An 18,719-nucleotide genomic window follows, 5' to 3' on the forward strand; every position below is an offset into this window, starting at 1 on the left:
CGTCGGGGGCCCGCGATCAGTCGTCGAAGTGCGTCTTGGAGCCCGCCGTGGAGGTGGTCGTCCCCAGGGTGAGCAGGATCGCGTGGTCGGTCGCGGCGATCCGCCCGTCCGGCAGGACGTTCAACTGCAGTGCGGAGTCGTACGCGTACGGAGCGGTGACATCCAACTGGCCAGCAGGCCGTGCGTAGTTGAGCGTGAACGGTTGCATGGTCTCTCCCCTGTTTCGTCCTTCACGTCCTTATACGAATCGAACGAGTGGTTGGTTTCCTCACGCTCCGTGACCAGAGCCCGGAGGGAGGCACCGTGAACCGATGGGTCAGCAGGAAGGACGCCACGTGGGGCGCGGTGGCTGCGCCCCACCGCAGATTCGTCTGCCCCGTCGGCCCTCGGTGTGAGCCTGTTCACCCGGCCAAGGTGGCGCGCGCGGCGGACAGGGCCTGTTCCGCGTAGCCCCGGCCGAAGAGCACCGCGTGCACCAGCAGCGGGAAGAGCTGATGGGCCCCGACCCGGTCGCGCCAGCCGTCGGCGAGGGGGCTCGTCTCCTGGTAGCCGCCGAGCACCTGTTCCAGATGGGGGCAGCCGAAGAGGCGGAGCATCGCCAGGTCGGTCTCCCTGTGGCCGCCGTGCGCGGCCGGGTCGATGACGCGGACCTCACCGTCGGCGCCCCACAGGACGTTGCCCTGCCACAGGTCGCCGTGGAGGCGCGCGGGCGGCTCGGCGGGACCGGCGAGTGCGGGCAGCCGCTCGCACGCCGCCTCGATCACCCCGGCCTCGCCCGGCCGGACCGTGCCCGCGTCGACGGCGGAGCGCAGGTACGGCAGCACCCGGTGCTCGGCGTACCAGGAGGGCCAGTCGTCGCCCCGGACGTTCCGCATCGGCGCCCGGCCGATGTACGCGTCCTCGGGTCCGTCCGGCGGGGCGGCGCCGAACGCGGGGGCGCCGGAGGCGTGCAGCGTGGCCAGCGCGCGGCCGAAGCGCGTGGCGGCCCCGGCGTCGGGGGCGCCGGTCGGCACCCGTTCGCTGACCAGGGACCACTCGTCGTGCCCGAGCACCTCCGGCACCCGCACCGCACGCGCGGCACCGAGCCAGCGCAGCCCGGCCGCCTCGGCGCGCACCGCGCCGGGGCCGTCGCCGCGCTTGACCATCACCGTGGTGCCGTCCTCCAGGGTGACCTCGGCGGGCGAGCCGGTCCCCACCGGGCCGCCCGTGACCCGGCGCCCGGTCAGCCGGGACACGGTCAGCGCTGGGTCTTCGACTTGCTCGATCACGGCCCCAGAGTACGACCCGCAAAAGCCCAGCCACGTCAGGAACTTCGAGCATGGCTACGACGGTTTTCGGCCAAGTTTGCCCGGAATGCGGGGCGGTGACGTCCGTTTCGCACTTACGGGCGGCCGAAGGTCCCCGCCCGCCCGCCGGACGGGTAACCGGCTGGGCCGTTCGGGGGTCGCACCGGCGTGTCGCTGGGACAGACGGGTGGAGAGCTGACCCGGCTGGACGGCCCGGATGGTGCGCGGCGCCGGGCGGTCCGACGGTGGATCATGTCGAGGCCGGGTCATGTCAGCCGATGAGGAATCCGCTGCCCGGCCACGGCGGAAGGACACCGACATGCGCTCTGCCCGCATTCTCCTCGCCACGGCGGCCGCGTCCGCCGCCCTCGCCCTGGCTCCCGGCGCCGCGCTCGCCGCGGACGACGGAGGGCGGGACGACTCCTCCTACAACAAGCAGCACGACAGCGACTCCGACCGGGACAAGGGCTCCGGCGACAAGGAGTCCGGGGGCCGCGACTCCGGCGGCAAGGGCTCCGGCCGTGACTCCTACGACTCCGACTCCGACAGCCCGCGCGGTGGCATGCACACCGGCGGCGGCGCCCTCGCGGCCGTCCGCAGCGACGATTGGAGCTCCGGCTCCGGCTCCGGTTCCGGCGACAGCCGCTTCGACCCGGAGAGCTACAAGGACAAGGGCGACGGCGGCGGCAGCGGCAGCGGCAGCGGCGGCAAGGACAGCGGGGGCAGGGACTCCGGCGGCAAGGACGACTCCGACGGGCCGCGCGGCGGCATGCACACCGGTGGCGGCGCCCTCGCCGGTTCGGGTGGCGTGACCACGGGCGGCGTCGCGGTCCTCGCCGCCGGTGCCCTCGGCGCCTACGCGCTGCGCCGCAAGAAGGCGGCCGGTCCGGCCTCCTGACCGTTCCCGAGACCCCGGGGGCCGTGGCCGCCGTCGACGCCGTACCGCGTCGGCGGCCCGCGCCCCCCCTTGATCCAGATCCCTGTGCTGCCGTGCCCGAGCGAGGTGGTGTCCGATGGCAGCAGACCCTTCCGGTGACAACGCGGGCCGGGGCGGCGGCCGGCTGACGCTGTGGGGGGCGGCCGTCGCCATCCTGGCGCTCAGCGTCTTCGGCGGCCACCACGGCACGGGCGACGGCACCGGCACGGCCCGCACCGCGACCGCGACGGCGGGCGCGATCCAGGCGGGAGCCCCGCTGCCCCGCTCGGCGCCCACCCGGCTGCGCATCCCCAAGATCGGCGTGGACGCGCCCTTCACCGCCCTCGTCCTCGCCTCGAACGGCCAGTTGGAGCCCCCGCCCGCGGGCAACACCAACCTCGTCGGCTGGTACAGCAAGGGCGCCTCGCCCGGCGAGAAGGGCACCTCCGTCATCGCCGGCCACGTGGACACGGCCACCTCGGCGGCCGTCTTCGCCCGCCTCGACGACCTGGCGCCCGGCGACCGCTTCTCGGTGGAGCGGGCCGACGGCAACACCGCCAACTTCGTCGTGGACAGCGCCGACACCTTCGCCAAGGACGACTTCCCCAGCCAGCGGGTGTACGCGAACGCCAAGCGTCCCGAGGTCCGGCTCATCACCTGCGCCGGGGACTACGACCACTCGGCCAAGGACTACACGGAGAACCTGGTCGTCTTCGGCCACCTCGTCTGACCCGGCGGCCCCGCGCTCACCGGGCGCGGGGCGCCAGGGGGCCGTCGGAAGCGAAGGCGAGCTTCGCGAACCGCTCGCCGATCCGCCGGTGCGCGGCGCCGTCCGGGTGGAGCCCGTCGGGCAGCGGCAGCTCCGCGAAGTCGGCCTCGCCGTACAGCTCGCGTCCGTCGAGCAGGTGCAGATGCGGGTCCTCGGCGGAGCGCTGCGCCACGATCCGGGCCAGTTCGGCCCGAACGGCGTTCAGCGTCAGCTTGCCCCGGGCGGCCTCCGCGGGGTCCCCGGCCGCGCGGAACGCGAGGCGCCCCTCGCTCAGTGCGGAGAGGTCCGGCATGGTGGGGCCGGGGGTGTCCTCGTGCATCGGGCACAGGATGGGGGAGACCACGAGCAGCGGTGTGCCGGGGTGGCCCTCGCGGATGGTGTCCAGGAAGCCGTGCACGGCGGGCCCGAACGCCCGAAGCCGCATCAGGTCGGTGTTGACCAGGTTGATGCCCAGTTTGACGCTGATCAGATCGGCCGGGGTGTCCCGCAGCGCGCGGGCGGTGAACGGGTCCAGCAGGGCGCTGCCGCCGAGGCCCAGGTTGACCAGCTCGACCCCGCCGAGCGAGGCGGCGACGGCGGGCCAGACACCGGTCGGGCTCGCCGCGTCCGAGCCGTGGCTGATGGAGCTGCCGTGGTGCAGCCACACCGGCCGCTCGGAGGCGGGTACGGGCGCCGCAGGCGCGTCGGTGCGCAGGGCGACCAGCTCGGTGGTCTCGTTGTGCGGCAGCCAGATCTCCACGGTCTTGTCCTCGGCGGACAGCCCGCTGAAGCGGGCGGTGCCGACCGGACCGGGAGTCAGTTCGCCGGCGCCGGTGGTCATGTCGAGGGTCAGCGTGTCGCCGCCGCTGACCGTGGCGCTGCCCGCCGGGCGGCCGTCCACCAGCAGGTCGTAGACGCCGTCCGGGCGCGGTGGTGCGCCCAGGTAGGCCCGCTTGGTGGGCACGGTGTCCAGCTCGATCACGGTGGCACGGGTGCGGAACACCAGCCGTACGCCGGAGGGCTGGGACTCCACCATGTGCAGTTGCGGGTCGGCGCACTGGGCGCGGGCCCGCGCGGGCAGCCGGTGGGGGAGGAGGCCACGCTCGGTGCGCTCCAGTTCCAGGGCGCCCCGGACGAGGTCGGCGGTGAGGGGGGTGCTGGTCCAGTCGGTGGTCATCGGAAGGTCCGTCGGCAGTAGGAACAGGGCAGTTCAGGAGGCGGGCCAGTTGCGCAGGAGGACGTCGAGCGCGTCGAGGACGCGGTCCCAGGACTCCTGCGAACCGGGGGCGCTGTGGTCGAACCCGCCCGCCGACTCCAGGCCCACATAGCCGCTGAACACGCTGCCCAGCAGGCGTACGGCATGGGTCTGCTCGGGCTCGGCGAGGTCGTAGCCGCGCAGGATCGCCCGGGTCATCTGGGCATGCCGGACGCCCGCGCTGGCGGCGGCGGTCTCCGGGTCGAGCCGGTACCGGGCCGCCTCGAAGCGGCCGGGGTGCGCGCGGGCGTAGTCGCGGTAGGCGTTGGCGAACGCGGTCAGGGCGTCCTTCCCGGCCCGGCCCGCGAGGGCCTCGGCGGCGCGGTCGGCCAGCTCCTCCAGGGCGAGCAGCGCGATCCGGGTGCGCAGGTCGTGGGAGTTGCGCAGATGCGAGTACAGGCTCGCGGTCTTCACGTCGAACCGCCGGGCCAGCGCCGACACCGTGACCTGCTCGAACCCGGCCTCGTCGGCCAGCTCCGCCCCGGCCCGGACCAGCCGCTCCGTACTCAGCCCCGCACGCACCATGGACCCGCCTCCTTGAGAACCTGACCGATTATGTATTTGCCTAAAGGGTTTAGGCAAATGGGTGGCAGGCGTAGGCAGGTACGCCGACGGCCGCCGACCGGAGTGCGGTCGGCGGCCGTCCAGGGCCGCTACTGGGTCGATCAGACCTCCGGTGCCGGGTACGTCGGGTACTCCACGCCCGAGACGTGCTGGACGACCCGGACCACCTGGCAGGAGTAGCCGAACTCGTTGTCGTACCAGAGGTAGAGGATCGCGTTGTCGCCGTCGACCTTCAGGGCGCCCCCGTCGACGATGGAGGCGTTGCGGGAGCCGATGAAGTCGCTGGATACCGCGTCGGGCGCCGTGGTGAAGTCGATCTGGCGCTTGAGCGGAGAGGTGAGCGACACCTCGCGCAGGTAGTCGTGGACCTCCTCGCGGGTGGTCTCGCGGCCGAGGCGCAGGTTCAGGATGGCGATCGAGACGTCCGGCACCGGCACCCGGATCGAGCTGCCGGTGATCGGCGCCTTGAGGTCCGGCAGCGCCTTCGACACGGCGGACGCGGCGCCCGTCTCGGTGATCACCATGTTGAGCGGCGCGGACCGGCCCCGGCGCTCGGCCTTGTGGTAATTGTCCAGCAGATTCTGGTCGTTGGTGAACGAGTGCACCGTCTCCACGTGGCCGCGCAGCACCCCGTACTCGTCGTCCATGGCCTTCAGCGGCGGGACGATGGCGTTGGTGGTGCAGGACGCGCAGGACAGGATCTGCTCGTCCGGCTTGATGGTGTCGTGGTTGACGCCGTGCACGATGTTCGGCACGTCACCCTTGCCGGGCGCGGTCAGCACGACCTTGTCGATGCCGGGCCGCAGGTGCTTCGACAGGCCCGCGCGGTCACGCCAGTTGCCGGTGTTGTCGATGAGGATGGCGTCGCGGATGCCGTACTCGGTGTAGTCCACGGAGGACGGGTCGTCGGCGTAGATGACCTTGATCTCGTTGCCGTTGGCGACGATCGTGCTGGCGTCCTCGTCCACCGTGATGGTGCCCTGGAACTGGCCGTGGATCGAGTCGCGGCGCAGCAGCGAGGCCCGCTTGACCAGGTCACCGGCGGCCTTGGCGCCACCGCCCCGGACCACGACGGCCCGCAGCCGCAGGCCGTTGCCCGAACCGGCCTTCTCGATCAGCAGGCGCGCGACCAGCCGGCCGATGCGGCCGAAGCCGTACAGCACGACGTCGCGCGGCGCGCGGCGCTCGATCTTCTCGGCGCCGGTGGCCCCGGCGACCGCCTCGGCGGTGAACTCCGCCACGCTCAGTCCCCGGTCGTCGGCCTTGTACGTCGCGGCCAGCATGCCGAGGTCGATCTGGGAGGGGCCGAGGTCGAGGGCGGCCAGCGCCTTCAGGAACGGCATCGTCTCGGTGACCGACAGCTCGGCGCCCGCGATCTGCCGGGCGAAGCGGTGGGTCTTGAGGATGCTGACCACCGACTTGTTCACCAGGGAGCGGCTGTGCAGCAGGACGGTCACGTCCCGCTCGCGGTGCAGCTTCCCGATGATCGGGATCATCGACTCCGCGATCTCCTCGCGGTGCTTCCAGTTCGTGAACGAGTCGTCGTTGACAGTCACAGATCTATCTTTCGAGCTAGGCGGCGCTCATATGGTAAACACACCCTACTTTGATCATCGGAGTCGCCTGTCAGGGGGGTCGGCCCGGGCGCCGTTCCTGAATCAGGGTGGAAGAACACGCGACACCCTGGCACCGCATTGCACCGCCCGTACCCCATGACCATCGTCGGTGCGTGATCACGTATTCCGCATCCCGGCCCGGAGCGGCCACCGCCCCCGGGCCGCCGCGCCGCCGTGCACTGCCCCTGATCGTCCGCCACCGGGCACCGCACGGCGCCCTCCTCGCCCTCACGCTGTTCGCCGCCGTCCGCGCGGCGGGCATCGCCGCCGTGATCGCCACCAACGCGCTGACCGACCGTCCCCTGGTGCGCAACCTCGCCCACTCCTGGGACTCGCGCTGGTACCTCAACATCGCCGCGCACGGCTACGGCCGGCTCATCTGGATCACTCCCACCGGGGGAGTGCAGAGCGACTGGGCCTTCTTCCCGCTGTACCCGGCCCTCGTCCGGGCCGCCGACACCGCCCTCCCGCTCACCCCGGCCGCGGCGGCCATGCTCATCTCCTGGACAGCCGCCGTCGTCGCCGCGTACGGCGTCTACCTCATCGGCCACCATCTGTACGGCCGCGCCACCGCCACCGCCCTCGTCGCGCTGTGGGCCGCTCTGCCGCACGCGGTGGAGCTGACCATCGCGTACACCGAGTCCCTCTTCGCCGCCCTGGCCGCCTGGTCCCTGTACTGCGTGCTCAGGGACCGCTGGCTGTGGGCGGGCACGCTCGCCCTCCTCGCGGGCCTCGCCCGGCCCACCGGCTTCGCCGTGGCGGCCGCCGTCATCACCGTCGCCGCACAACAGCTCCGGCTGCGGCGCGGACAGGCCGCCCCCGGTGTGTGGGCGGCCGCCCTGCTCGCCCCGCTCGGCTGGCTCGGCTACGTCCTCTGGGTCGGCTGGTGCACCGGCGATGTGACGGGCGGCTACTTCGCCGTGCAGGGTGCCTGGGGCTCCCGCGTCGACTTCGGCGCCGGCGCCGCCCGCTTCGTCGGCGCGCTGCTCGCCCACGGCGGTCAGGTCATCTACCCCGTCGCACTCGCCCTGGTGCTGATCAGCCTGGTGCTGTTCGCGCTGCTCTGCCTGGAACGCGCCCCGCTGGCCCTGATCGCCTTCGCCGGAGTCCTGGTGCTGCTGGTGGTCCTCGGCTCCGGCTCCTTCTCCTCCAAGCCACGCTTCCTGCTGCCGGCCTTCCCGCTGCTCATCCCGGCCGCCCGCGCCCTCACCCGCACCTGGCGCACCCGTCCCGCCGCGGCCCTCCTGGTCGGCGGCGCCCTGGCCGTCGTCTCCGTGCTGTACGGCGCGTACGTCACCGTCCTGGTCCACTCACCCCTGTGACCCGCGCCGGTGCGAAGGTGCGGAAAGCGGGTAGGCGGGGGCTTCGAGGAAAGGACGACCATGACGACCTACGTGATCACCGTGCCCGGCACCTTCACCACGGACATCGAGGCCGACACCCGCACCCGGCTGGGCCGGGCCCTGCGTCCCGCGGACCCGCACGGCACCGGCCTGGGCAGCGCCGAGGACCTCGACACCGTCAACGTCAACGAGGACGGCACCTTCACCCTCCACCTCACCGTCGAGGCCGACAACAACAAACACGCCGAGCAGGAGGCCCGCCGCCTCGCGGACGAGGCCCTGCGCACCGTCGGGCTGGACGAGAACACCGCACCGCTCGGGCCCGCCGTGATCACCGGCATCGACTCCCAGGTGTACTGACGGTCCATGGCGGGCCGCCCCGGACGCTGAATGCGCCTGAATGGGTAAAATCCAGACAACGGCCCGCCAGGATCACCGCCCACCGGGGTGAACGATGTTCCGCAAGCGCTCCACGGACGAAGGCGACGAGCTGCTGGCCAGACTCGGCTCGCTCACCGCCCAGGCGCGTGAGCGCGCGGAACAGCAGCGCAGTCAGGTCGAGCTGGCCATCGCCCTCCAGCGCGGCATGCTCCCGCGTGACCTGCCCCGCCGCCCCGGCCTGCACCTCGCGGTGCGCTACGCCCCCGCCAACCAGGGCCTCAACGTGGGCGGCGACTGGTACGACGCCTTCGCCATGCCGGACGGCAGGATCGGCCTCACCATCGGCGACGTCCAGGGACACAACATCGAGGCCGCCGCCTTCATGGGCCAGGTGCGGGCCGCACTGCGCGCGCTCGCCTCCGTCACCAGCGAACCGGGCGAACTGCTCGCCCGTACCAACGACCTGCTGCTCACTCTCGGCAGCGACCTCTTCGCCACCTGCACCTTCCTCCGGCTGGACCCCGTGACCGGCGTCCTGGAGAGCGCGCGGGCCGGGCACATCCCCTTCGTCTGGGCCACGGCCGACGGCAAGTCCGGCGTCGTCCACGACATGGGCGGCCCGCCGCTCGGCATCCAGCCCGGCATGGACTACCGCGTCACCCGGCACCGGCTCACCACCGGCGGTGTCTTCGTCCTGCTCACCGACGGCGTGGTGGAAGGGCCCTCACTGCACGTCGAGGACGGCCTGGCCCAGGTGGTCCGCCTCGCGGGCATCGCCGCCGTCGCCGGCCTGAAGGTGCACGCGCTCGCCGCCGCCGTGATCAAGGGTGCCGACCACGTGGGCCACGACGACGACGCGGCCGTACTCGTCGTCGGCCACGACGGCCCGAACACCCCGGCACCGCCCGCGCAGCCCCGCGTCGTTAGACCATAGGCGGCGTTCGCCTCGCCGCTCCCGGCCGACCGGTGTGAGAGTTGCCGGGTGGTGGCATTCCCTGAAGCGCGTCGGCCGGGCGGCCATGCCGCCCTGGTCGTGGCCGTCGCGGTCTGCTACTTCGCGGCCGGGCGCCTCGGCCTGCTCTGCAAACTCACCGTCGACGGCGCCGTCGTCACCCCCATCTGGCCGCCGACCGGCGTGGCCGTCGCCGCCCTGCTGATCCTCGGGGTGCGGTACTGGCCGGGCGTCACGATCGGCGCGTACCTCATCGTGCTGTCGCTGGACGCGCCGGTGCTCTACTCGCTCGGCTATCTCGTCGGCAACACTCTGGCCCCGGTCGGGGCGGTGGTGCTGCTCCGCCGGGCCGGATTCCGTACCGATCTCAGGCGGTTGCGGGACGGGCTCGCGCTGGTGTTCTTCGGTGCGCTGGGCGCCATGCTGATCAGCTCGACCGTGGGCGTCGTCCTGCTCGTGGCGACCGACCGGATGCCCGCGCACACCTTCTGGACGGTGTGGCTCGCCTGGTGGGTGGGCGACGCCATGGGCGTCCTGCTCGTCACCCCGCTCCTGCTCCTGTTCAGCCACGCCCGGGGGCTGCGGCCGACGCCCCGCCGGTGGGAGGCCGCCGCGCTGGCCGGGGCCGCCGTCTGTGTGGTGCCGCCCGCCGTCTACAGTCACCTCAGCCTGCTGTTCCTGGTGTATCCGCTGATCATCTGGGGTGCACTGCGCTTCGAGCTGGTCGGCAGCATGCTCTGCGCGCTGGCCACCTCGGTGCCGGCCGCCGTCGCCGCCACCAAGGGGGCGGGTGCCTTCGGGGGGCTGAGCCGACTCGAGGTCATGGCCAAGCTCCAGGGGTTCAACGGGACCATGGCGCTGACCGCGCTGCTGCTGTCCGCCGTGATCACCGAGCAGCGGCACACCCGGCGCTCCGTGGAGCGGGCGTGCGAGGAACTGGTCGAGGTGCTGGAACACCTCACCGCGGGGGAGGCCCCGCCACCCCGCCCGGCCCCCGAGGACGCCGACCCCCTGCTCCGGCCCGGCGACGACGCCCGGCCGCCACCGGGCAGACCGTAGGACGTGTCCGCAAAGTCCCGCCTGGCTCGCGACGGCTGGCACGAACTCCCCCAAGCTCTACGAGCAGGGGGACCCCCAGCGGCGTTGTCGGGGTCGCCCTCGTACACCCAGTACGAGGGCGACCCTCCGCCTTGCGATCGCACGCACCAGACGCCGCGAGCCCTGCCCTCCGGGCAGACGGCGCTACTTTGCGGACACGCCCCTAGGGATGCCTCGCCCCATGGTCCAGCGCCAGCGCCAGCGACGCGGTGACCCGCTTGCCGCGGCCCAGGGGGGTGACCTCCAGTGCGCCGCAGAGCAGGGTCACCAGCCGCAGCCCGTGCCCGCCCACCCGCTCCGGGTCGGGCGGGCGGTGCCGGGGCGGACGGGGCGAGGAGTCCGTGACGCTGATCCGCAGCGCCGCCGGGTCCGGTATCACTTCCATGTGCAGCGTGAACGGCCCCGGCGCGTGCTTGAGCGCGTTGGTCACCAGCTCGCTGGCGACGAGCTGCGCGTCCTGCACGGTATGCGCGGACGGGGTGGGGCGGACCCGCGCGAGCAGGTCGGCGACCGCGTCCCTGGCCTCCGGGAGGGACGCGGTGTCGGCGTCCCAGCGGCGGCTGTAGCGCGGCAGCTCCGGCGCGGTCCGCGTCATGGTGTCTGTCGTGAGGGGGAGGTCCATGCGGAATCGCCCTTCTCCCATGGTGGCCGGCTCAGGCCCCTTCGTGCGATCGCGGAGGATCGTCCCTTCTCCACCCGGCTACCCCCGGCTGCGCCGATCAAGGGGCGTCCGGGCGGGAATCCCCCGGAGGCGTGAGAACGACCCGGTAAAACACCGGGCACACAAAGTGGCGGGCCCGGAAATCCACAAAGGGAATTTCCGGGCCCGCCCCGGTACGGCATCGCACCGACTCAGTGTTTGAACGTGTCCTTCGCCTTTTCCTTGGCCTGGCGGGCGTCGCCCTTGGCGCCTTCGGCGCGGCCCTCGGCCTCCATGCGCTCGTTCCCGACGGCCTTGCCCATGGTCTCCTTGACCTTGCCCTTGAGCTGCTCCGCCTTGGCCTTGCCCTTCTGGTCACCAGCCATGGGGTATTCACATCCCAACGTTTTCGGTGCGTGGTCGACATCCGGCTATCCCCAACGCCGCCGGCCAAACCAGAAAAGCCGACATTCATTGACCGGCGTCGTTACGGCGGGCCCGCCGGCGCCGCACCAGGTGCCGGACGACCAGCGCCGCCACCAGCAATCCGGCGGCGATGAGCACGTAACGCTGATAGCGGACGATCTCGTCGTACACCGCCGTGATGTGGCTGCCCGCCAGATACGCCAGCGAGGACCACAGGCCCACCCAGAGGGCCGCGCCGAGCGCGTTGAAGGCGAGGAAGCGGGGCCAGGGCATCCCGGTGGTGCCCGCGATGATCCCGTTGGCCTGGCGCAGCCCCTCCACGAACCGGGCCACCGTGACGATCTTGCCGCCGTGCCGCCGGAAGAACGCCTCCGCCGCCTCGAAGCGCTTCGGCGTCAGCAGGATGTACTTGCCCCAGCGCTCCACGAACGCCCGGCCCCCCGTACGGCCGATCACGTACCCGACGTTGTCCCCGAGGACCGCCGCCGCGAACGCGATGACCGCCACGGCGACGATGTTCAGCTCCCCCGCACCGGCGTAGACCCCGGCCGCGAGCAGAATCGTCTCGCCCGGCGCCGGGACCCCGAAGTCCTCCAGGAAGACGACCGCGCCGACGGCCCAGTAGCCGTAGTGACCGAGCAGCGGGGCCAGCGGCCCCAGGGGGCCGGGGAGGGGAGGCGGCATGGCATCACCGTACGCCGCGCCGCGCCCCGCCCCTCTGTGACCTGCGCGAAGGGCCGTGCTCAGGAGCGGCCCACCGCGTCCTGGTCGCGCACCTCCGCCGGGGCGGACGGCTCCGCGGCCGGCTCGGCCGGGGCCGTGCGGGCCCGGCGCCACTTGGCGATCCCCAGGGCGATCTGGTCGGTGTAGCGCGCGGTCAGCGGGCCGACGACCACCAGGATCAGCACGTACGCGGTGGCCAGCGGACCCAGCCGGGAGTCGATGCCCGAGGTGACCGCGAGACCGGCGATGACCACCGAGAACTCGCCGCGCGCCACCAGCGTGCCGCCCGCCCGCCAGCGGCCCCGCACGGAGACGCCCGCGCGCCGCGCCGCCCAGTAGCCGGTGGCGATCTTGGTGAGCGCGGTGACGACCGCGAGGGCCAGCGCGGGCAGCAGGACCGGCGGGATGCTCGCCGGGTCGGTGTGCAGCCCGAAGAACACGAAGAACACGGCCGCGAACAGGTCCCGCAGCGGTGCCAGCAGGTTGTGCGCGCCCTCGGCGACCTCGCCGGAGAGCGCGATGCCCACCAGGAAGGCGCCCACCGCCGCCGAGACCTGGAGCTGCTGGGCTAGCCCGGCCACCAGCAGGGTGAGACCGAGGACCACCAGCAGCAGCTTCTCCGGGTCGTCGCTGGAGACGAAGCGGGAGATGACCCGGCCGAAGCGCACCGCCAGCAGCAGCACCAGACCGGCCACGCCGAGCGCGATGGCGAGGGTGATGCCGCCCGCCACGAAGCCCGTACCGGCCAGCAGGGCGGTGACCAGCGGGAGATAGACCGCCATGGACAGGTCCTCCAGCACCAGGATGCTGAGGATCACCGGGGTCTCCCGGTTGCCGATCCGGCCCAGGTCGCCCAGGACCTTGGCGATGACGCCGGAGGACGAGATCCAGGTGATGCCGGCCAGCACCACGGCGGCGATGGGACCCCAGCCCAGCAGCAGTGCCATCACCGCGCCCGGCACCGCGTTCAGCGCGAAGTCCACCAGACCGGCCGGGTACTGCGTCTTGAGGTTGGAGACCAGGTCACCGGCGGTGTACTCCAGGCCGAGCATGAGCAGCAGCAGGATCACGCCGATCTCGGCGCCGATCGCCACGAACTCCTCACTGGCACCCAGCGGCAGCAGCCCGCCCTCGCCGAAGGCCAGCCCGGCGAGCAGATACAGCGGGATGGGGGAGAACCTCAGCCGGGCGGCGAGCCTGCCGAGCAGGCCGAGGGCCAGGATGATGGCGCCGAACTCGATGAGGAAGACCGCGGAGGAATGCATCCGGATCACTCCCTGCCGAGGATCTCGGCGGCCGCGTCGACGCCCTCGCGGGTGCCGATCACGATGAGCGTGTCACCGCCCGCGAGCCGGAACCCCGGACCGGGGGAGGGGATGGCGTCGGCGCGGCGGAGCACGGCCACGATCGACACACCGGTCTCGGTGCGCATCCGGGTGTCTCCGAGCAGCCGTCCGTTCCAGTGCGAGACGGAGGACAGCGAGATGCGCTCGGCGACCAGGCCCAGCTCTGTGGTGGAGAGCAGGCTGGGGCTCTGGTGCGTCGGCATCAGCGTCCTGGCGATGGCCTCCGCCTCGCCGCCGGTCAACTGCACCGACAGCGCGCACGCGTCGGGGTCGTCCTCGCGGTAGGCGCTCAGCGTCCGCGCCCCGTCCCGGTGGGCCACCACCGACAGCCGACGGTGTTCGCGGGTGGTGAGGTCGTACCGGACGCCGATCCCCGGCAACGGCGTCCTACTCGTGCGTGCGGTGCCCATGGCAACCCCCTGACATTTTTGACTGTTTCTTGGTGCAACCATTGCCCACACCCTAGCTTGACGGTGCATGGCCACACGGAAAGCGGTCTCTCAGGGGGGTCACGTCATGCTTGGTGCGCTTCTCAGCCGCCCAGGTTGCCCTGCCGGGCGTCGGCCCACAGATCGACCCCGCCGTCCGTGGCGTACTTGTCGATCTCGGCCAGCTCCTCGGCGCTGAACTCCAGGTTCTGCAGCGCCGCAACGTTCTGCTCGAGCTGCTCGGTGCGCGAGGCGCCGATCACCAGCGAGGTCACCCGCTCGTCCCGCAACGCCCAGGCCAGCGCCATCTGCGCCAGGGACTGGCCGCGCCGGGCCGCGATGTCGTTCAGGGCGCGCAGCCGGCCGCGCATGTCCTCGGTCAGCCAGGACTGGTCGAAGGACTTGCCCGCCGCCGCCCGCGAGTCCTCCGGCACGCCGTCCAGGTAGCGGCCGGTCAGCAGGCCCTGCGCCAGCGCCGTGAAGCCGATGACACCGAAACCCTCCTCCTCGGCCACGTCCAGCAGACCCTCGGTCTCGATCCAGCGGTTGAGCATGTTGTACGACGGCTGGTGGATCAGCATCGGCGTGCCCAGCTCGCGCAGGATCGCCGCGGCCTGCCGGGTGCGCTCGGCGTCGTAGGAGGAGATGCCGACGTACAGCGCCTTGCCCTGGCGGACGGCGGTGTCGAGCGCGCCCATCGTCTCCTCCAGCGGCGTGCTCGCGTCCAGCCGGTGGGAGTAGAAGATGTCCACATAGTCCAGGCCCATACGCTTCAGCGACTGGTCCAGGGAGGCCAGCACATATTTGCGCGAGCCACCGCCCTGGCCGTAGGGGCCCGGCCACATGTCCCAGCCCGCCTTGGTGGAGACCACCAGCTCGTCCCGGTACGGCGCGAGGTCCTGCTTCATCAGCCGGCCGAAGTTGATCTCCGCCGAGCCGTAGGGCGGGCCGTAGTTGTTCGCCAGGTCGTGGTGGGTGATGCCCAGGTCGAAGGCGCGCAGCGCGATCTCCCGCTGGGTCTCGAAGGGCCGGTCGTCACCGAAGTTGTGCCAGTAGCCCAGCGACAGCAGGGGCAGGTCGAGCCCCGAGCGGCCGGTGCGCCGGTAGCGCATGGTGCCGTCGTAGCGAGCGGGGTCCGCGACATGGTTCATCGGGTGATCTCCGGGTGATGCCGTAGGGGTGCCCCCGGGAAGTGGGGCTGATCCACCCTGCGCCCTCGGCAGCGCGAAGTCCAACCGTCGCACGTCATGGGATTGAGCTGCCTTGTTTCTTAATCACCCAGCCCCTGACCTCGGCGTTCGCCCATGTGTGCGTGGCCGGTGTGACGGGTGTGGCGTTGGGCAGCAGGATGGGACACGGGGCTGATGCCCGGTGCGGCCGGAGAAAGCGCATTCCGGTGACACCGACGGCGAAAGGAGCGGCAGTGAGTGATGCCCTGTCCGGCGGAGAGCGGCCCTCAGGCATAAAGAAGAAGGCCTCCGAGGCCGTGATGGAGCTCCCCCGTCAGGTCCGCGAGGAGCTGACCCACAGGCTGCGGCACAATCGGGGCGCCTTCCGCAAGGACGACGTCCAGGTCGTCGAACCTCCCCTGCTCAAACGGGCCGTCGGCGCCTCGGCGCTCGGCAACTGCATGGAGTGGTTCGACTTCGGGGTCTACAGCTACCTTGCCGCCACGCTCGGCAAGGTGTTCTTCCCCGGCGCCTCCCCGGGCGCCCAGGTGATCTCTTCCTTCGCCACCTTCGCCGCCGCCTTTGTGGTCCGCCCGCTCGGCGGGCTGGTCTTCGGACCGCTCGGCGACCGGCTCGGCCGGCAGAAGGTGCTGGCCACCACCATGATCATGATGGCCATCGGCACCTTCGCCATCGGTGTGATCCCCGGCTACTCCACCATCGGCATCGCGGCACCCATCCTGCTGCTGGTCGCCCGCATGGTGCAGGGCTTCTCCACCGGCGGCGAGTACGGCGGCGCGACCACCTTCGTCGCGGAGTACTCACCCGACCGGCGGCGTGGTTTCCTCTCCAGCTGGCTCGACTTCGGCACCTTCGTCGGTTACGCCCTCGGCTCCGCCCTGGTCACCGTGCTGAACCTGCTGCTCTCGGACGCCGAGATGCTCTCCTGGGGCTGGCGCATCCCGTTCCTGATCGCCGGTCCGCTCGGCGTGATCGGCCTCTACATGCGGCTGAAGCTGGAGGAGTCCCCGGCGTTCCAGCAGCAGCTCGACGAGCACGAGAAGAGCCTCGCCCAGGAGTCGGCGGGCAGCGAGTTCAAGGACATCATCAAGAGGCACTGGAAGGCGCTGCTCATCTGCATGGGCCTGGTGCTGCTGTACAACGTCACGAACTACATGGTCACGGGGTATCTGCCGACGTACCAGACCGAGACGCTGGGCCGGTCCAGCAGTTCGGCCGACGTGCTGGTGCTCATCGGCATGGTGTGGATCGTCATCCTCATCACGTTCCTCGGCCGGCTCAGCGACCGGATCGGCAGGCGCCCGCTGTACGGCTGGGCCGCCGCCGCCATGATCGTGCTGGCCGTCCCGGCCTTCCTGCTGATCAAGATGGAGGGCACCTGGGCGCCGATCCTCGGCGTGCTGATCCTGTCCACCCTGCTGGCCTGTTTCGCCGCACCGAGCGCGGCCACGCTGCCGGCCCTCTTTCCGACGGCCGTCCGGTACGCGGCGATGGGCATCGGCTTCAATTTCGCCGTCGCGGCCTTCGGCGGTACGACCCCGCTGGTGACCGCCGCGCTGGTGGACATCACCGGCGACGACCTGATGCCCGCGTACTACCTGATGCTGGCCGGCGTCATCGGCCTGATCACGGTGAAGTTCCTCCCCGAGAGCGCCCAGGTCCCCCTGCGCGGCTCCCAGCCGATGGTCGGCTCCAACGAGGAACGGCGTGAACTGATCACCACCTCCAAGGAGCTGTACGCCCTGGCGAAGGACAGCCCGGCGGCGGATCGGGGCTAGACCCCCGAGATACCGGGAGACCCCTCGTGGCCTTTGTGACCGCGGGGGGTCTTGGCGTGCGGGGGAGTGCTCTGCGGGGAAGAGGCTTTTCGGTCGACTCCGTCCTTGTCGAGGTCTCGAATAGCGGACGCGGGTTGATCACGCCGCGGACCGGATGCTTGTATCGCGATTCGTTGAATCCGCTCAGTTGCTCGCCGTCACGGAAGGTTTTTCATGGGGGTCCGTCATGTCGTGCTGTTCAAATTCAAAGACGGCATCAACTGGTCGGATCCGAGAGCGGAAGAGGCGGAGGCCGCGACGTTGCGGCATCCGCTGCATATCCCCGAGATAGCCAACTGGAGTTGCGGCAGGAACACCGCCGCGCGTTCGATCGCCCACGACTTCGCCGTGATCGGAGACTTCGCCGACCGGGACGCCGTGCACCGCTACCTCACCCACCCTGACCACGTGCGGGGCGTCGAACTGTGGCGGGCCATCGCCGACTGGTCGGTGGTGGACTTCGAACTGGACACGGAATCCGCGGTGTGACGGGAATTCACTCCGGAACCTCCGTCTGTCATGACGCGATCCACGGGAGCAATCATGGATGAGAACGGCGTCTTATCGCCTCGGACCCGGTCCGGCCCGCCCTGGGCGGCGCTGCTTGCCGTCGTGGCCGCAGCGCTGATCTGGAGCACCTCCTTCGCCGTGACGAAAGTGGTCCTGAAGAACGTGCCGCCGATGACCATCGGCGCCATCAGGTTCTCCGCCGCCGCCCTTGTTCTCGCGTTTCTCGTCCGGCTCCAGAAAGGGTGGCGCCCGGCCGGCCGCCGCTCCGCGCTGGCGATGGGCGGAGCCGGACTGCTCGGGATCACCGCGTACTTCGGGCTGGAGAACATCGGTGTCGACATGGCGACAGCCGCCGACGCCGCCGTCATCGTGGCGGCATTCCCCATCATCACCGTGATCCTCGAAGTCGCCGTCCACCGCGAATGGCCCTCCCTCACGCGGGTGCTGGGCATGGTGCTCGCGGTCGGCGGGGTGTGGCTGATCGTCCGGCAGAGCGCGAGCGCCGGAGGCGCGCACCGGCTGCTCGGGGACATCATCCTGCTGGTGGCCGGTGTCGCCTGGGCCGCGTACAACGTCGTCGCGCGCCGCACCAGCGCGGGGTACTCCCCGCTGACCATCACCTACTACCAGACGGTCGCCGGCGCACTGGGCTTCGTCCTCGTCAGCCCGCTGGAGTTCCGGGACTGGGCAATGCCGACCACGGTCGACGTGGGCATGCTGGCCTTCCTGGCCGTCATGTGCTCCATTGCCGCGTTCGTCCTCTACAACTACGGCCTGCGCGAGGTGACATCGAGCACCGCCGTCAACGTGCTCAACCTCGTCCCCGTTTTCGGTCTGGTCTCCGCCGTCGTCGTCACCGGCGAAAGTGTCGGCGTCGTCCAGGGGGTGGGCTGTCTCATCGTCATCGCCGGTGTCGTGCTCGGTGCACAGGCACGGCGCCGTCCCGCCCGGACCACGCACCGGGAGCCGACCGAAGTGTCCCTGCAACAGCACGAGTTGGAACCGAAATGAGCCCGGACATCCAGAACAGCAAGTGCGTGATCGTCGTCAACGGCGATCTCCCCGCCGGCCTGACGGCCAACGCCGCCTCAGTGGTCTCGCTGACCCTCGGGCGCAGCGTCCCCGAACTGATCGGTCCGGACGTCAAGGACGCGGACGGCGGCGCGCACCTCGGCATCACCTTCATCCCGGTGCCGATCCTCAAGGCCTCCGCCGAGCGCATCGCCGAGATCCACCGGCTGGCCGACGCCGACCCCGAAGCGGTGGTCGTCGGTTTCAGCGACCTGGCGCAGTCCTGCCGCACCTACGACGAGTACATCGAGCGCATGGCCGGAGCCGGCCCCGAGACACTGGCCTACTCCTCGATCGGCCTCTTCGGACCCCGCAAGCAGCTCAACAAATGGACCGGAAGCCTGGCTCTGCTGCGCTGACCGGTACCCGAAAGAACGGGTGCCTGCGGCTCCTACCCCGCAGGCACCCA

General features: G+C 71.3%; 21 protein-coding genes. 10 read left to right on the forward strand and 11 right to left on the reverse strand.

The window, feature by feature from the left end; all coding sequences use genetic code 11:
* Positions 1-16 precede the first annotated feature (16 nt).
* Together tgmA and E5082_RS28805 are read right to left on the reverse strand one after the other, a co-directional pair.
* Entirely contained in the window at positions 17-208 is a 192-nt protein-coding gene (tgmA, locus tag E5082_RS28800) for a putative ATP-grasp-modified RiPP (protein ID WP_031183342.1), read from the reverse strand.
* Positions 209-401: 193 nt separating this feature from the next.
* A complete protein-coding gene (locus E5082_RS28805) occupies positions 402-1,268 on the reverse strand; it encodes a fructosamine kinase family protein (protein ID WP_190045414.1) in 867 nt (288 codons plus the stop codon).
* A 337-nt stretch (positions 1,269-1,605) separates the two neighbouring features.
* On the opposite strand from E5082_RS28805, the gene E5082_RS28810 reads away from it, so the two are divergent.
* Positions 1,606-2,184: a hypothetical protein gene (locus tag E5082_RS28810; protein WP_135794184.1), complete on the forward strand. Its 579-nt coding sequence runs from the start codon at positions 1,606-1,608 to the stop codon at positions 2,182-2,184.
* A gap of 115 nt (positions 2,185-2,299) precedes the next feature.
* A complete protein-coding gene (locus tag E5082_RS28815; RefSeq protein ID WP_135794185.1) occupies positions 2,300-2,932 on the forward strand; it encodes a class F sortase in 633 nt (210 codons plus the stop codon).
* Between the two features lie 16 nt (positions 2,933-2,948).
* Here E5082_RS28815 and E5082_RS28820 read toward each other — a convergent pair whose 3' ends face one another.
* The 3 genes from E5082_RS28820 to E5082_RS28830 form a co-directional block, all read right to left on the reverse strand.
* Positions 2,949-4,127 (reverse strand): GDSL-type esterase/lipase family protein, encoded by a 1,179-nt coding sequence (locus tag E5082_RS28820; protein WP_135794186.1) that lies wholly within the window; start codon positions 4,125-4,127, stop codon positions 2,949-2,951.
* Between the two features lie 33 nt (positions 4,128-4,160).
* Positions 4,161-4,730 carry a TetR/AcrR family transcriptional regulator gene (locus E5082_RS28825; protein WP_135794187.1) on the reverse strand — a complete coding sequence of 190 codons (570 nt, stop codon included), beginning with the start codon at positions 4,728-4,730 and terminating at the stop codon, positions 4,161-4,163.
* 140 nt (positions 4,731-4,870) lie between these two features.
* On the reverse strand, positions 4,871-6,325 hold the full coding sequence (locus E5082_RS28830) for a glyceraldehyde-3-phosphate dehydrogenase (RefSeq protein WP_135794188.1): 1,455 nt from the start codon (positions 6,323-6,325) through the stop codon (positions 4,871-4,873).
* Between the two features lie 173 nt (positions 6,326-6,498).
* Between E5082_RS28830 and E5082_RS28835 the strand changes: the two genes are divergently transcribed.
* From E5082_RS28835 to E5082_RS28850, 4 genes are all read left to right on the forward strand, one after another.
* Positions 6,499-7,707, forward strand: coding sequence for a hypothetical protein (locus E5082_RS28835; protein WP_229919003.1), 1,209 nt, complete (start codon positions 6,499-6,501; stop codon positions 7,705-7,707).
* Positions 7,708-7,767: 60 nt separating this feature from the next.
* Complete coding sequence (locus tag E5082_RS28840; protein WP_135794189.1) at positions 7,768-8,088, forward strand: hypothetical protein; 321 nt, start codon at positions 7,768-7,770, stop codon at positions 8,086-8,088.
* 94 nt (positions 8,089-8,182) lie between these two features.
* Positions 8,183-9,043: a PP2C family protein-serine/threonine phosphatase gene (locus E5082_RS28845; protein WP_135794190.1), complete on the forward strand. Its 861-nt coding sequence runs from the start codon at positions 8,183-8,185 to the stop codon at positions 9,041-9,043.
* Between the two features lie 48 nt (positions 9,044-9,091).
* On the forward strand, positions 9,092-10,120 hold the full coding sequence (locus E5082_RS28850) for an MASE1 domain-containing protein (RefSeq protein WP_135794191.1): 1,029 nt from the start codon (positions 9,092-9,094) through the stop codon (positions 10,118-10,120).
* A gap of 202 nt (positions 10,121-10,322) precedes the next feature.
* Here E5082_RS28850 and E5082_RS28855 read toward each other — a convergent pair whose 3' ends face one another.
* The 6 genes from E5082_RS28855 to mgrA form a co-directional block, all read right to left on the reverse strand.
* Positions 10,323-10,781, reverse strand: coding sequence for an ATP-binding protein (locus E5082_RS28855; RefSeq protein WP_135794192.1), 459 nt, complete (start codon positions 10,779-10,781; stop codon positions 10,323-10,325).
* A 230-nt stretch (positions 10,782-11,011) separates the two neighbouring features.
* Positions 11,012-11,185, reverse strand: a complete 174-nt coding sequence (locus E5082_RS28860; RefSeq protein WP_086695494.1) for a CsbD family protein — start codon at positions 11,183-11,185, stop codon at positions 11,012-11,014.
* Positions 11,186-11,270: 85 nt separating this feature from the next.
* A complete protein-coding gene (locus E5082_RS28865) occupies positions 11,271-11,909 on the reverse strand; it encodes a DedA family protein (RefSeq protein ID WP_135794193.1) in 639 nt (212 codons plus the stop codon).
* 59 nt (positions 11,910-11,968) lie between these two features.
* Positions 11,969-13,213 (reverse strand): cation:proton antiporter, encoded by a 1,245-nt coding sequence (locus E5082_RS28870; RefSeq protein ID WP_135794194.1) that lies wholly within the window; start codon positions 13,211-13,213, stop codon positions 11,969-11,971.
* 5 nt (positions 13,214-13,218) lie between these two features.
* Positions 13,219-13,704 carry a cation:proton antiporter regulatory subunit gene (locus E5082_RS28875; protein WP_135794195.1) on the reverse strand — a complete coding sequence of 162 codons (486 nt, stop codon included), beginning with the start codon at positions 13,702-13,704 and terminating at the stop codon, positions 13,219-13,221.
* A gap of 122 nt (positions 13,705-13,826) precedes the next feature.
* Positions 13,827-14,873, reverse strand: coding sequence for an L-glyceraldehyde 3-phosphate reductase (gene mgrA / locus E5082_RS28880; RefSeq protein ID WP_135786588.1), 1,047 nt, complete (start codon positions 14,871-14,873; stop codon positions 13,827-13,829).
* A gap of 338 nt (positions 14,874-15,211) precedes the next feature.
* Between mgrA and E5082_RS28885 the strand changes: the two genes are divergently transcribed.
* From E5082_RS28885 to E5082_RS28900, 4 genes are all read left to right on the forward strand, one after another.
* Positions 15,212-16,690 carry an MFS transporter gene (locus E5082_RS28885; RefSeq protein ID WP_229919008.1) on the forward strand — a complete coding sequence of 493 codons (1,479 nt, stop codon included), beginning with the start codon at positions 15,212-15,214 and terminating at the stop codon, positions 16,688-16,690.
* A 213-nt stretch (positions 16,691-16,903) separates the two neighbouring features.
* Positions 16,904-17,218: a Dabb family protein gene (locus E5082_RS28890; protein ID WP_135794196.1), complete on the forward strand. Its 315-nt coding sequence runs from the start codon at positions 16,904-16,906 to the stop codon at positions 17,216-17,218.
* A 54-nt stretch (positions 17,219-17,272) separates the two neighbouring features.
* Positions 17,273-18,250, forward strand: coding sequence for a DMT family transporter (locus E5082_RS28895; protein WP_135794197.1), 978 nt, complete (start codon positions 17,273-17,275; stop codon positions 18,248-18,250).
* A complete protein-coding gene (locus E5082_RS28900; RefSeq protein ID WP_135794198.1) occupies positions 18,247-18,669 on the forward strand; it encodes a DUF2000 domain-containing protein in 423 nt (140 codons plus the stop codon). Before E5082_RS28895 ends, E5082_RS28900 begins: the two co-directional genes overlap by 4 nt.
* Positions 18,670-18,719: the final 50 nt, after the last annotated feature.

The sequence above is a fragment of the Streptomyces griseoluteus genome (assembly GCF_004784465.1).
GTDB classification, from domain to species: domain Bacteria; phylum Actinomycetota; class Actinomycetes; order Streptomycetales; family Streptomycetaceae; genus Streptomyces; species Streptomyces griseoluteus.